At 41.9% G+C, this 14,303-nt stretch carries 12 protein-coding genes; all 12 read right to left on the bottom strand.

Going from position 1 to position 14,303, the window contains the following annotated elements; genetic code table 11:
* Nucleotides 1–20 precede the first annotated feature (20 nt).
* Entirely contained in the window at nt 21–317 is a 297-nt protein-coding gene (rplW, locus tag P0106_RS05690) for a 50S ribosomal protein L23 (protein ID WP_473730553.1), read from the bottom strand.
* Nucleotides 318–322: 5 nt separating this feature from the next.
* Nucleotides 323–988 (bottom strand): 50S ribosomal protein L4, encoded by a 666-nt coding sequence (rplD, locus tag P0106_RS05685; RefSeq protein WP_004114353.1) that lies wholly within the window; start codon nt 986–988, stop codon nt 323–325.
* Between the two features lie 5 nt (nt 989–993).
* Nucleotides 994–1,644: a 50S ribosomal protein L3 gene (gene rplC / locus P0106_RS05680; protein ID WP_004116043.1), complete on the bottom strand. Its 651-nt coding sequence runs from the start codon at nt 1,642–1,644 to the stop codon at nt 994–996.
* A 15-nt stretch (nt 1,645–1,659) separates the two neighbouring features.
* The gene (gene rpsJ / locus P0106_RS05675) at nt 1,660–1,968 is read right to left on the bottom strand and encodes a 30S ribosomal protein S10 (RefSeq protein ID WP_003808013.1); all 309 of its coding nucleotides are present in this window, start codon (nt 1,966–1,968) and stop codon (nt 1,660–1,662) included.
* 397 nt (nt 1,969–2,365) lie between these two features.
* Nucleotides 2,366–5,071, bottom strand: a complete 2,706-nt coding sequence (gene adhE, locus P0106_RS05670; protein WP_014554347.1) for a bifunctional acetaldehyde-CoA/alcohol dehydrogenase — start codon at nt 5,069–5,071, stop codon at nt 2,366–2,368.
* A gap of 372 nt (nt 5,072–5,443) precedes the next feature.
* Nucleotides 5,444–5,932 carry a 30S ribosomal protein S9 gene (gene rpsI, locus P0106_RS05665; protein WP_004114350.1) on the bottom strand — a complete coding sequence of 163 codons (489 nt, stop codon included), beginning with the start codon at nt 5,930–5,932 and terminating at the stop codon, nt 5,444–5,446.
* A 20-nt stretch (nt 5,933–5,952) separates the two neighbouring features.
* Complete coding sequence (rplM, locus tag P0106_RS05660; protein WP_004114349.1) at nt 5,953–6,402, bottom strand: 50S ribosomal protein L13; 450 nt, start codon at nt 6,400–6,402, stop codon at nt 5,953–5,955.
* 266 nt (nt 6,403–6,668) lie between these two features.
* The gene (malQ, locus tag P0106_RS05655; RefSeq protein ID WP_473730552.1) at nt 6,669–8,837 is read right to left on the bottom strand and encodes a 4-alpha-glucanotransferase; all 2,169 of its coding nucleotides are present in this window, start codon (nt 8,835–8,837) and stop codon (nt 6,669–6,671) included.
* Between the two features lie 109 nt (nt 8,838–8,946).
* Nucleotides 8,947–9,615 (bottom strand): AbrB family transcriptional regulator, encoded by a 669-nt coding sequence (locus P0106_RS05650; RefSeq protein WP_473730551.1) that lies wholly within the window; start codon nt 9,613–9,615, stop codon nt 8,947–8,949.
* Nucleotides 9,616–9,708: 93 nt separating this feature from the next.
* Nucleotides 9,709–10,350, bottom strand: a complete 642-nt coding sequence (locus P0106_RS05645) for an IMPACT family protein (protein WP_101891734.1) — start codon at nt 10,348–10,350, stop codon at nt 9,709–9,711.
* Nucleotides 10,351–10,429: 79 nt separating this feature from the next.
* The gene (locus P0106_RS05640) at nt 10,430–10,723 is read right to left on the bottom strand and encodes a metal-sensitive transcriptional regulator (RefSeq protein WP_004114342.1); all 294 of its coding nucleotides are present in this window, start codon (nt 10,721–10,723) and stop codon (nt 10,430–10,432) included.
* 180 nt (nt 10,724–10,903) lie between these two features.
* Entirely contained in the window at nt 10,904–14,233 is a 3,330-nt protein-coding gene (locus P0106_RS05635; RefSeq protein WP_473730550.1) for an MSCRAMM family adhesin, read from the bottom strand.
* Between the last annotated feature and the right edge of the window lie 70 nt (nt 14,234–14,303).

Genomic DNA, 14,303 nt, shown 5'->3' with positions numbered 1-14,303 from the left:
TTACTTTTCTCGGCTAGCCTTCAGTTACCAAAGATATCGATTGTCTGGCCTTGTGCCACGGTGACAATAGCACGCTTCTGATTCACACGACGACCGAAGCCGGTGCGAGAGCGCTTAAGCTTGCCAGCGCGATTCAAGGTGTTAACATTCGTTACCTTGACTTTGAAGATTTCTTCGATAGCCTGCTTGATCTGAACCTTGTTAGCATTTGGAGCTACCACGAAGGTGTACTGACCACGATCGGAAGCTGTATAGCTTTTTTCAGAAACAACTGGCTTTAAAATGATGTCATGTGCTGGGTTATGGACTGCGACCATTTAAATCAGGCCTCCTTAACTTCAGGCTCGGTCTTAGCTGCAACGAAGGCTTCGAAACCTTCCTTGGAGAAGACTACGTACTGAGCGGTGATGACATCGTAGGTGTTGAGCTGATCAGCGAAGATCACATGCACCGTTGGAATGTTACGAACAGACATCCACTCATTGATGTTTTCACGAGAGAGAACAACAGTGGTGAACTGATCCTTAGTTACTGGCGTAAGTGCTGCAACTGCTGCTTTGGTGGATGGAACATCCTTAATACCAAAGTCCACAACTGCAATGCGACCAGCATTTGCACGATCCGAAAGAGCATAACGAAGAGCAGCTGCCTTCATCTTCTTTGGAGTACGCTGATCGTACTTGCGAGGAACTGGACCATGTACAACGCCACCATGTACCCACTGTGGAGCACGAATGGAGCCTTGACGAGCACGACCAGTGCCCTTCTGCTTCCATGGCTTCTTACCGCCGCCAGATACATTAGCGCGATTCTTAACCGCGTGAGTACCCTGTCGAGCAGCAGCAAGCTGAGCAATAACGACCTGATGAACCAATGGACCGTGAGCCAAAACGTCTTCGTTGGAGATGCCGAAAATCTCAGCAGGAGCTTCAACAGTTCCGTTTGCATTGCCCTTGGTGTCAGTTACGTTCAGAGTTACGTTTGCCATTTAAATCAGGCTCCCTTCACTGCCGAACGGACGAGAACGATAGCACCTTTAGGTCCTGGAATAGCACCCTTAATAGCTAAAATACCGTTCTCAACATCCGAAGAAACGATTGTGAGGTTGAGCGCAGTAGAAGTCACATGACCCATGCGACCAGCCATACGCTTGCCCTTCAAAATGCGGCTTGGAGTTGCACATGCGCCCACAGAACCTGGACGACGTTCATTCTTGTGCGAGCCGTGAGTACGACGGTAAGACTTGAAGCCCCAACGCTTGATTGTGCCAGCAAAGCCTTTACCCTTTGTAGTACCCGTTACGTCGACTTCGGCACCTTCAGCAAATACTTCAGCGGTCAATTCCTGACCTGGCTTGTAATCTGCTGCATTTTCAGTGCGCACCTCAGCGAGGTGACGACGAGGAGTCACGCCAGCCTTTGCAAAGTGACCAGCCAATGGCTTGGTAACCTTGGTAGGATCAATCTGGCCATAACCGAGCTGTACGGCGCAATAACCGTCAGTTTCTTCGGTCTTAACAGCAGTAACTACGTTAGTAGCAACCTCAACCAGAGTTACGGGGACAAAAAGGCCGTTTTCATCCCAAACCTGGCTCATGCCCAGCTTACGGCCGAGCAAAGCAGTGCGATTCTTATTTTGCGACATTATTTACCCCCCTTCCTACAGCTTAATCTCGATATTTACATCCGCAGGCAGGTCAATGTGCATCAAAGAATCCACAGCCTTTGGCGTTGGATCAACGATGTCAATGAGGCGCTTATGAGTGCGCATCTCGAAATGCTCGCGAGAATCCTTATATTTGTGAGGAGAACGGATAACAACAAACACGTTCTTCTCGGTCGGCAGAGGAACCGGACCCACTACTGTGGCGCCCGCGTTCGTCACCGTCTCGACGATTTTCTTCGCCGATTGGTCGATGACCTCATGGTCATAGGACTTAAGCCTGATGCGGATTTTCTGTCCCGCCATTGCCGTCCGCCCTTTCTAGCGATTCGTTTACTGTTTACCAACCTGTATCAAAGGGCACCGGGAGAATAGACACTAAAGGTCATTCCACATCAGTGCGCAGCCTACAAAAATCAACAAAAATTGCGATTTCTGTTTCTGCGCTCGCTTTTTTGAATTACAATATGCGAGCCTTAAAAACAGGCAACTAAGTAATTAAACCATCAACCTTGGATTAACAAAAATCGGGCGTGTCGGCTATTTTCCAACGAAAAATGGCAGAAACTACAGCTAGTGCAGCCTCTGCCATTTGCAACTAAATATACAATAATTATTCAATAATCATCTAAATAATCATCTAAATAATCATTCGAAAATCACTTAGATTCGTGATCTAAAATATTTCGATTCTACTTAGATTCTACTTAGATTCGCGCTCCAAACGCATACGATGTCCTTCTTCTTGGGAAACACCATAATACGCTGCAATCGCAATATCTTTCATATCTTCGATTTGAGGAATACGAGGATTTGCAGGAGCGCACTGATCTTCGTAAGCACGCATGCCAATCTGATCCAACAAAGACCAATAGTATTCTTCATCCACACCGCATGCCTTAAACGAAGCATCCATACTAAGAAGATTATCTCGATAATTTTCAACAGCGCGCGCCAAATTCTCAACGCCCTCTTGAGGAGTTTTACCAGGATCTATGCCAAGATTCTTTGCAATCTGCTGGTATCGCTCCGGAGCGATGTAGCGATTGTACTTTGGCCAGCTTGTAGGCTCTTGTGGAATTTGACCATTGTAGCGAATCACATAAGGCAGCAAAATCGCATTTGTGTGGCCGTGCGCAACATGGCACAAAGCTCCAATTGTATGCGCCATTGCGTGGCACATACCAAGGAACGCCGAACCAAACGCCATTCCAGCCATAGTAGCCGCATTATGCATTTTTTCTTGAGCTTGAATCTTGCGCTCAGAATCATTGGAATTCACAGAATCGTTAAGATTATCCCAAATCAACTTTGCTGCATGCAATGCCATTGCGTCCGTAAAGTCGTTAGCATAAACAGAAGCAAAAGCTTCCATAGAGTGCGTCAAAGCGTCAAAACCAGAATCGCAAGCCAAACGACGAGGCTGTGTGCGCGCCAAAACTGGATCCACGATTGCAACCGAAGGCGTAATTGCGTAGTCAGTAATCGGGTACTTGTAGCCAGTCTTATGATCTGTAATAACTGCAAACGGAGTAACTTCCGATCCTGTTCCAGAAGACGTTGGTACACAAATCAAGCAAGCCTTTTTACCAAGAGGCGGAATCTTAAACGCGCGCTTACGAATATCGAAGAACTTTTCGCGCAAATCAGCGAAGGAAATTTCTGGGTGCTCGTAAAGAAGCCACATAATTTTTGCAGCATCCATAGGAGATCCGCCGCCAACAGCAATAATCGTATCTGGTTGGAACTCTTCGCGCATCATTTCCGCGCCGCGCTCAACAGTTTCAACGCTTGGCTCTGGCTCAACGTAGTCAATAATCCTAAACGTTACGCGATTGTCTCTAGCACGAAGCTGATCAATCACCTTGTCTATAATGCCAAGCTGCTCCATAACTTTATCGCACACAATAACTGCGCGCTCAATGCCATACATGTCTCGCAAATAGCGAACAGCATTCGGCTCAAAATACGTTTTGGCCGGAATCTTGAACCATTGCATATTGTTATTCCTTCGCGCTATGCGCTTTATATTAATAAGATTTACTGCTTGAACGTTTCCAGAAACAGAGTTTCCACCATAAGAACCACAGCCCAAAGTGAGAGAAGGCGCGATTGCGTTGTAAATATCTCCAACGCCACCCAAGGACCCTGGGGAGTTCCAAATGATTCGGCAAGCGTGCATGCGGCTGCCATATTCGCGAGCAAGCTGCTGATTATTAGTGTGAATCACAGCAGTGTGACCAGCTCCGTGAACAAGCATCTTCTCGCACATTTCAAAGCCTTGTTCCTTGTTATCTGCGCGAAGCAAAGCATGAACAGGAGCCAACTTTTCCATTGTTAGAGGCTCCATCTCGCCAACTTCCTTGCACTCGGCAATAAGGATCACAGCATCATCAGGAACCTCAAACCCAGCTTCATGCGCAATATATTGAGGAGATTTTCCTGGAACAACTGAATTAAGCTTAGGAGTTTGACCTGAATACGAAGTGCAACCAAACATATACTGTTCAAGTTTCGCTTTTTCATCAGCGTTAACGAAATATGCTTTACGACGCTTCAATTCCTTTAACAATGGCTCATACACGTCTTTATGCGCAATAATCGCCTGCTCTGTTGCGCAAATCATGCCGTAATCAAAATGCTTTGAAAGCACCAAATCGTTTGCAGCGCGCACAACATCTACGTCCGCATCAACATATGCTGGAGCGTTTCCTGCACCAACGCCAAGTGCTGGCTTTCCCGAAGAATAAGCAGCTTTAACCATTCCAGGACCGCCTGTTGCAAGAATTGTTGCAACATCTGGGTGCTTCATTAAAGCTCCCGTAGCTTCGATTGATGGATGTTCAATCCACTGAATGCAATTTTCTGGCGCGCCTGCTTCTATCGCTGCATCGCGCACAACTCTTGCCGCTTCTGCGGAGCATTTTTGAGCGAATGGATGGAAGCCAAAAATAATTGGGCAACGAGTTTTAAGAGCAATTAGCGATTTAAAAATGGCTGTAGATGTTGGGTTTGTGACTGGAGTCACGCCTGCTACTATGCCAACTGGCTCAGCGATTTCATCGATTCCAAGAACATCATCTTCGCGAATAATGCCTACTGTGCGCTGGCCTGCAAGATAATGGGTAATATGCTCGCATGCAAAAATGTTTTTTGTGGCTTTATCTTCAACTAATCCTCTGCCTGTTTCTTCAACAGCCATTTTTGCTAATACTAAATGCTTGTTTAACGCTGCAATAGACGCTTTTGCTACGATTCTGTCTACTTGCTCCTGATTTAATTTTTCAAACTCTTCTAAAGCAACCTTTGCTTTTTTAGCTAATTCATCTACCTCTCGTTTGGCTGCTAATGCGGCTTGCTCTTTTTCATCAAGCACTGTTTCTTGCGCCTTTTCTTGCGCCTGCGCCATTTGGTCCTCCTCGATCATTCATATATTTTTATATTTACATTTCATATGCAGACATTTACATGAAGAATCTTCTTTATAAACACATCTTAAATGTCTAACAATGTGATACAGTTCACAATCTACTTGATTTACTGTACTATTTTGGATTTGCAGCGAGTTGCGCTATTTATGAGCGAGGTTTATCCTCTAATGTTCGTTATTTGTTATTATTTGTGACTATTTATGTGCGATTATCCTCTAAATTTTCTAGAATGTTAGATTTAATGATTACTTATAAACGATTAATAACATTTAGAACATTCAACCGCATTAGATACAAAAATGGCTTCCAGCAAAAGCCAGAAGCCATTGAAAATATAAATTCTTCGCAGCTTAACGCTTTGAGAACTGAGGTGCACGACGTGCCTTGTGCAAACCAGCCTTCTTGCGCTCCACAACGCGAGCGTCGCGAGTCAAGAAGCCAGCCTTCTTCAAGGAAGCACGGTTTGCATCACGGTCAATAGCATTCAAAGCACGAGCAACACCCAAACGGATTGCACCTGCCTGACCAGTGGTGCCGCCACCGTCTACCAAGACGACAACGTCGAACTTACCTTCAAGCTTCAAAAGCACAAATGGGGAATTAACTTCACGCTGCAATAAGCGAGATGGGAAGTATTCCTCAAGAGCGCGACCATTAATAGTCCACTTGCCAGTGCCTGGAATCAAACGAACGCGAGCAACGGCTTCCTTACGACGACCAGTGCCATAGCCTGGAGCAACGGCAGAAGTACCAGTACCTGCGCCAGCGTTTGTCTCAGTTGTATAGCTAGTCAGTTCTTCTTCATTCTCAAGAACCGCGGAGTTGTTGTTATCTACCATAATCATATTCTCCTTACGATTCACTTAGCCTGCTGAGAGACCTGAGAGATCTCGAAGACCTGTGGTTTTTGCGAAATATGAGGATGCTCAGCACCAGTGAACACACGAAGGCGATCAAGCTGAACCTTAGCAAGACGATTCTTTGGAAGCATTCCCCTCACAGCGGAAACGATGATGCGCTTTGGATTCTTCTCCAAAAGCTCAGCATAGCTGTCGCGACGAAGTCCACCTGGACGACCAGAGTGAGAATACAATTCCTTGCTCAACTTATTGCCAGTTAAAGCAATCTTATCTGCATTAATGATAATGACGTGATTGCCAGAATCAGCATGAGGAGCAAATGTTGGCTTATTCTTACCACGCAGCAAAATGGCTACTTGGGAAGCCAAACGACCAAGCACCACATCAGTGGCGTCGATAATATACCAGTCATGAGTTAAATCTGCTGGTTTCGGTGTGAAAGTCTTCACAATCGTACCTTTTCTCTATTGTGTTTCGAGCTTTATATCTTCTTGGTTTATAGGAGATATGCTGCTCATAATCCGTGGGCTCCCTGAAAGTCCTCGATGGCGAGTGGGAAAAGCGCTTTGAAGGACCCCTTAGGGAAACACAACAATCTGCAAGTATATCGCCATATGACGACTATTTGCAAGTTTCTATTTTACATACAATGCGGACTGCAACGCTCACGAATATCAACAAACGCTGCAGCCCGCAATTAATCACGCATCTAGAACTACTTATTCATGATTTGCGCTAAAGACTTAACTCTAGGCAAGTCAAATAAGTTGTCTAAAAGAACAGGATTACAATTAGCATCAGCCAAAGGAATACGCCAATTTGGATATTCATCATTGGTGCCAGGCTGATTCTGAGCACGATGCTCACCCGTTGCATCAACAATGGATGCAGCAAGCAGCTTGGAAGGAGCAGCTTTAAGTGCTCGATATAATGCTTCTACAATCTCTTGCTCATGCTCAGATTCATTTTCTAGAGCCTTCTTGTCTAAGAAACCTCCAGAAACAAGCATTTTCAGCATCGCATTATGCTCTTTAACAGCACCAGCGCGGAATTCTTCTACGGATCCCGAAAGAAGATTCAAACGCTCGCGAATATTAACGTGCTCGTAGTTTAAGTAGCCTGCAGCAGGTGGCAAATCGTGAGTGTTTACAGAAGCAAGTGTCATTTCGCGCCACTTCTTAGGCTCGCGGAATTCGCCGTCCCCTTGTTCAAACCACTCAACTGTGCATCCAAGAACCTTATTCTTAGCCAAAACTTCCAAAGTTTCAGCTGGCACAACACCAAGGTCTTCTCCAACTACAACACCATTTGCGCGCGTGGCTTCAATCGCAAGAATGCCAAGCATAACATCTGCATCGTAGTAAACGTAAGCTCCGTCACCTGGAGTAGATCCTTCTGGAATCCACCATAAGCGGAAAAGCCCAAGAATATGGTCAATTCGCACAGCGCCAGCAGACGCAAACATTCCGTGAACCATATCTTTGTACACTTTAAATCCAGTGCGCTCAAGCTCGAATGGATTAAGCGGAGGCTGAGACCAGTTTTGACCCTGCTGATTGAAGTAATCAGGAGGCGCACCTACGCAAGCACCATTGGCAAATCGCTCTGGATTCCACCAAACCTCGGATCCTGATGGGTGCACGCCAACAGCCATATCCGACATAATGCCAATGCGCATACCCGCATTTTTAGCTGCAACTTGAGCATCATGCAATTGCATAAACGCAATCCACTCAAGCCAACGATAAAACTCTAGAGTATCTGGGAATTGTTTACATAAAGCGCTAATCTCATCGGAATCTTTAGTAAGATGCTTCTCCCAGCAGTCTTCTCCCTTAGGAGCACCCCACTTATCGTAGCAAAGGCACCAAGTTGCATAAGATTCAAGACGCTCACCCATGTCCTGCTTAAATGCTTCAAATTCTTCGGAGCGTTCAGCAGAAAGCCCAGACTTAAAAATAATCCACAAAGCATGCATTTTTACTCGCCACATGGAGTCACGATCAACAATTTGAGCATCATTATTAAGAGGCTCTACTTCGTTATGAAGATCGTCAACAGTCTTACGATCCTTATCATTAAGCGAATCATATTCTGGAATTATTTCTGGGCGAATATAGGTTACATTAACCATTCCTCTTGCAACTGGCAAATAAGGAGATGGTGTTAATGGAGCAACTGGTTCACCTGCATGCAATGGGTTTACAAGCACAAAATCTGCACCTGTTTTTTTCTTTGATTGCACAAGAAGATCAGCTAAATCTGCGTAATCGCCAACACCCCAAGACTTAGAAGAACGAATGGAATAAAGCTGAGCCATCCATCCCCAAATCTGCTTTCCATCTTTTTCAAGCTTTTCTAGAGTATCAATGCTTTCTGGAGCACTAATAAGTGACGCCTCTTCTACTCGATCCGCGACGCTTACTCGTAGAGTGTGATACCCCATAGGCACGTCTGCTGGAATCGTCAACAAAGAGCTTGCCACAAAAGTACCATTAACAGGGAACGCAACATCATCTTTGCATGGAGAAATCTGCAAGTCACCTTTGTACTGTTCTCCATCTTCCAATATCAAAGTTGCTGTAGGATACTCCAAAATACCTGTGTTGATTATAACGGTGTCTTCTTTACCAACCGTATGCAACACCGTTGGAGCAATTAAACGTGTATGACGTTCCAAAAGAATCTTCTGCATTGATTCTTCAATCGCTTTATCGGTGCTTGCATCTACGCACAGCGAGCGCAATACTTTTACAAGCACGTTATCAGCAATCTGATGTTCTATTCCATCCGATCCAACGAATTTGGAGCGTACTCCCATTAACTCAGCCAAACGCCTTAATGGGCTTGTCTGCTGAGTACTTTCTTCATTTGTATTGTTCATAGTTTCCATCGTAGTATATATGTGAGTTTTTTATGCAAACGTATGTAATTATTGTTTAATTTAATTTTACACTCAAGACTTATCTAAATTTTTTTATTTATTTAAAACTTTATTTATTTAAAACTTCTAATGCGGCAGAGGAAACATCTGGGTCTTTGTCTTTTGACAAAGACATCAATGTTGACTGCGACACACCAGGATTAAGCGCCACTGCTCTTCTTACCATTGCGGAAAGTACTGGCGAATCCTTACTTTCTTCATCTACACCAAGTGAGGCTAAGTAATCTAATGTTTTTGCCCCAACGCCTTCGGTTTGAGCACCCTCGAGACGCATTTTCCATGATGTCTGTGGATTGCACAATGCAGCATCTCTAACTTCTCCGCAAGAATCTTTAGTAAGTCTTCCTACTAGCCAATTTTTAGCATTACGATTTTTAGCAACAGCTAAACGAACGTTATCAGATTTATCCTGTGAAAGTTTAACCAAAATATTAGGGAATGGCATCACTGTTGCTAGATGAATACGATCTTCTTCTGGAGTATTTATGTTGCCTGCTACAGCTTCTAGTAATGCCGTAGCCCTAGAAAATTCTGCTTGATCTGCTCTATCTGGGAGTTCTTTTACAGCAAATTCGTGAAGCTCTTTAGAGTTACTGGAGTGGCGTAAACGCTCATAAATAGATGTCAAAGGCTCATAAATTTCATGAGAATCGTCATGAGAATTACTACGCGAATCATCATTGTGTTCAAGATTATTTTGATCTTGTATATCACTCATAATCTACTCACCAACCTTTTAGCTACCAATATCCAATATAATGTATCAGTTTTACGCCACAAATTCTAAAACAGACAAGGTGAGAAAACTTTATCAGGAAATCCTACTGTAAACACCACATGATTTAGGAATTATTATAGCTGAAAATGTATTTTTCACTGATTCTAAAAATCTATCTGATTCTTCAAAAGGAACACAAACCTTTAAATCTACAGAAATTCCGTATTCTTCATCCATAATTTCTGCGTTATGCTTTAGCAATAAGCGTTTAAACATTCTTAGCTGAGCATATTCGACTTTGCAAGAAAAACAATTACATTCTATGATATCTGCCATTTTGCTCGACTGTATAGCGCCAGCTGCTGCATGTGAGTAAGCGCGCATCAATCCACCAGAGCCAAGCAAAATCCCACCAAAATAACGCGTAACTGTTACAACTGTATCTGTAAGATTAGAAGCCCTTACAACATCTAGAATAGGCTTCCCAGCAGTACCTGAAGGCTCTCCGTCGTCACTCATGCGCTCACACAGTCTGCCATTATTGTCTCCGCACACAGCAGCATAAGCCACGTGCCGCGCCTTAGGATGTTTTAGCCTAATAGACTCTACAAAATCTATTGCTTCTTCAAGAGTTGTTATATGGCAAGCATCTGAAATAAATTCAGACTTCTTTTCCACGAAGGCAAAGTGCGCAGGATTTTCGCATAAATCAGTTACGGTTCGCATATTATTCATACTTAATATTCAAATCGTTTTCAATTCAAACAGTTTTAAACGCTATCGATAAATTATACGAAACCGTTAGAATCACAAATCACGATTTATCGTATCTCATTAAATGATCTACAACATCAACAAGTTCGGCAACTTTCTTGTCGGTAACTTTTTGATCTGAAGCATTTTGAGCAGCCTCTAAAGCTTTTGAGATTTCCTGATGAGCAACTATAAGGGCAACAGCTCTAAGAGCTGCAGTAGAAGCAGAAAGCTGCATAAGAATATTTGTATAATCTTCTCCCTTTTCGATCATATTCTCAACAGCATGAACCTGTCCACATACCCTATGTAGACGAACCAACATTTTTTCTTTATCTATGTTGTAGTCGCTCATATAAAACCTCGTAATATAAACAGCACTTCTTACATATTGTCTATATCAAAATTGTGCGTTGTATAGTATGCATGCATAAACTACGCCACGTCAATAAACTATATCTATAGAAAACGATATCTATAGAATAAATTATGCATATTATACAACGCAACAATTTTATTTGTATTTAATATTTTGTTAATATACAACGCGATATATATTTTTTCCCAAAACTATAGCACCAGCAATAAGTAATACTGCCATAGAAAACATCAAGACACTCTCAATTTTTATACCAGCATTAAATAAAGATGTGGCACTTACAACACCTGCACGAGCATGCCTGCGCTTATTCCTTTTTGTATTTGTATACTCTGATTGGCTTTCTGCAAGAGACTCAGATCCTAAATCAGATGCTTCTTTTTTAGATTTATTATCATTCTGTTCATCAGTATTTAGGTTGGAAACCGCTGCAGAAGCTGTTCTCTTTGTTGTGCGACCATCTTTTTTATCACTATTCGTATTGCCTTTATGCACAGTTACACTACTACCAGAATCTTTCTTAGATGACTTATCTGCTTTATCACTGTGAACATTTTTGCTACTCAAATTCTCATTATCAGCATTGTCCGTATTCTCTGCATTCACAGATTTATCTGATTTACCAGCACTACCAGCGTTTCTTGCATTATCTGATTTACCAGCATTATCTGTGTTACCAGCATTCCCAGCATTATCTGATTTACCTGATTTACCTGCGTTTGTTTTATCTACTACGCCAGCATTATTTTCTTTATCACTTTTATCGACTTTGTTACTTTCATTATTCTTTTGCGAAGAACCGTTTACATTTGTATTATCACTATTAACAGCAGAATGAGAATCAGAACCACTCTGAGAACTATCTACATTAATATTGCTATTTTGTTTACCTTCAACATCACCAGTTTGCTTATGTTGTTTTTGCGAACCAGCATTTTGACCACCTTGATTCTGCGCAGTTTGGGCACTATTGCCTTGACTTTGTGTATTTTGATTAGTATTTGGCTGCGTATTTGACTGAGTATCTTGTTTATTATTTTGTTGCGCACCTTGATCATGAGAGTCTTGCTTGTTGACGATATTGTCTACAACAGCGCCTCCAGCAGACGTTTTTGGATCTATCTCATTCTTAGTGACTTCACCAGATTCTTCTACTTTATTATCATTGTTGTTTACTTTATTATCATTGTTATTCGTAGATACGTTATCACTTTTATTACCACCATTCGGCTTCGCATCACCACTTGGCTTACTTTCACCACTCGGTTTATCACCACCATTCGGCTTAACGTCACCGCTCGGCTTCGCATCACCACTTGGTTTATTATTGCTCGGCTTTGCATCACCATCTGGCTTATTACCATTTGGTTTAACGTCACCACTTGGCTTACTTTCACCACTCGGCTTTGCGTCTCCACTTGGCTTGGCATCACTATTCGGCTTTGCGTCACCAGTATTACCTTCAGAATTATTATTTACTGTTTTATGCTCTTCTTTTTCTTGAATAAATCTTCTTCTACTGTCTTCATCGTTAAACGCTGTTTTAAACGCTTCTGCTCTAGAAGAACCAGGGAAATCATATACAAACACATACATTCCACTTTCGCCCGAATTGCCAGACTTCAAATTAACAATATCGGCAACTTTCTTTCCAAGCTCTGACTCTTCTTTTTCATTACCCTTTTCACTATTGCCAACAGCACCACTATTACCAGCGCCATCCGCAGAATCTTCCTTTAGCATCACTTTTCCGTTAGCAATCGTATAAACGCCATTTCTAAGCGGAACTGACCATTCGCCAATTTTCTTGTGATTATCGTCTTCCTCAGGCTCTTTATCTGATTTTGGATTTAACTTACTCATAGACTCTTTATCAACAGTGCCATTTTCATACCCAATCCACCACAAGCGAACTTTCATATTTTCATCGCCATCAAATCCATACTCTTTATTGCCTTTAAACATTCCGTAATCTTTTGGCGCGCCACTAACAACAATCGTATCTGATACTTCATTTGAATCTTTATTTTTAGCATTTTTAACATGTTTTATGTTTACTTTTGCCATATGAGTTAAAGTAGATTGTGCTTTACCAAAACCTTCAATAAAATCACTAGAAACAAAATCTTTAACGTCATTATCTTGCTCGTTTTTAGCAATAGTCCAAACCCATGTACCAAATAGTCCAGCATCTTGTTCACCAACTTTATATTCTGTTGCTTTTTCAAGATTTTCTGGTTTCATATCTCCATTTGTTACATGAACAACTGTTTTAGCTTCTTCACCTGATTTAGTAAAGTAAACGTCACTTGCACCTACTTGTCTAATGCTAGAATCAGCGCGCAACTCTTTTATGTAGTCATCTACGCTACTACCCACTGCACGTTCTTTTAGAATATTTTCATACGATCCTACAAAGTAGTATCCGCGCGCACGAATCTTCTTATTTTCAATCCAAGGCTTATTCTCTTCGTTATTAACGCTACTTTTTACATTACCTTCTACAGAATCGCCTAGTTTTAACTTTTTAACTTCAGATTTTGATGTAACAGCTGGGTAAAAATCTCTATGCGCATCAATAGAAATCGAACTATCAATATTATATTTCACAGGAGATTGAGATAATCTAAGCAAGTAGCAACCGCTTTTTGTATCTCTTCTCTCCAAGTTTGGAAGATAATATTCGCCATTAATATCAACTTTGCCTTCTCCAGACGCAACCCAAACAAATTCATCTGAATAATCTTTGTCTGTACGTATAAAACCTTTGCGTTCTGCTTTTAATTCACTATTGTTGTAATAATAGTTATCTTTGAACATAATATTTCCATTCGATGCAGTTATTTTAAAATCAACACCGTCATCACCGTTATATGCTGTTCTTAGAACTCCTTCTGCTTTTACTTTTATTTCACCAGAACTGCCTGAAGTCCCATACAAATTTTCAAATGAAACTTTTGTAGGAATTTTGCTAGCAGCTTCATTCCAAAGTTCATCAGCTTTAGCAGCTATTTCACTAAAATCTTTAGTACTGGTGAACGAATGCTGTTTCGCATTATTCCATTTGTCTTTATCTTCAAAATGTTCATGAATAGCATAAGCAATTGCGACTCTGTCTCTATAGTCACCGCGCCAATACTTTCCATTAACGCTCAGTTTTATCATCATTGCAGCAATCGCAACATCACGATTATTTACTACAGGACCCCAAGAAGTATCTGCAAACGCGTTTCCAGACTCATGAAGATCAACGCAATATGTAATGTCGTCATTAACTGAATACAATCCTTTATAGTCACCTTCAGCTCCGCAACCAGAGTAATTGCTTATATACGTAGGAATATCGTCAAACGCATATGCTCCGCTAATTACACCATTTCCAACAACAATTGCAATAGTCGCCAGCAACGCTGTCAGTAAAGAGAACATTCGCGTGCGCTTATTGCGTAAAAAGATTGGAATCTTTTTACATCCATGTTTTCCCATATCAACTCCTTAAACGTTGTTTTCTCTTACGTGACAAACGTTTTGCTAGCCACGATGAACGAAAAATCGC

This window comes from Gardnerella sp. c11Ua_71 (genome assembly GCF_055818025.1).
This window is presented reverse-complemented; position numbering and strand designations above follow the sequence as displayed.

Bases quoted from the DNA above. Each gene is read 5' to 3' on its own strand.
- rpsJ (WP_003808013.1), bottom strand. From the start codon at position 1,968: ATGGCGGGACAGAAAATCCGCATCAGGCTTAAGTCCTATGACCATGAG.
- rplW (WP_473730553.1), bottom strand. From the start codon at position 317: ATGGTCGCAGTCCATAACCCAGCACATGACATCATTTTAAAGCCAGTT.
- adhE (WP_014554347.1), bottom strand. From the start codon at position 5,071: ATGGCGCAGGCGCAAGAAAAGGCGCAAGAAACAGTGCTTGATGAAAAA.
- P0106_RS05635 (WP_473730550.1), bottom strand. From the start codon at position 14,233: ATGGGAAAACATGGATGTAAAAAGATTCCAATCTTTTTACGCAATAAG.
- rplC (WP_004116043.1), bottom strand. From the start codon at position 1,644: ATGTCGCAAAATAAGAATCGCACTGCTTTGCTCGGCCGTAAGCTGGGC.
- P0106_RS05650 (WP_473730551.1), bottom strand. From the start codon at position 9,615: ATGAGTGATATACAAGATCAAAATAATCTTGAACACAATGATGATTCG.
- P0106_RS05645 (WP_101891734.1), bottom strand. From the start codon at position 10,350: ATGAATAATATGCGAACCGTAACTGATTTATGCGAAAATCCTGCGCAC.
- rplD (WP_004114353.1), bottom strand. From the start codon at position 988: ATGGCAAACGTAACTCTGAACGTAACTGACACCAAGGGCAATGCAAAC.
- P0106_RS05640 (WP_004114342.1), bottom strand. From the start codon at position 10,723: ATGAGCGACTACAACATAGATAAAGAAAAAATGTTGGTTCGTCTACAT.
- malQ (WP_473730552.1), bottom strand. From the start codon at position 8,837: ATGAACAATACAAATGAAGAAAGTACTCAGCAGACAAGCCCATTAAGG.
- rpsI (WP_004114350.1), bottom strand. From the start codon at position 5,932: ATGGTAGATAACAACAACTCCGCGGTTCTTGAGAATGAAGAAGAACTG.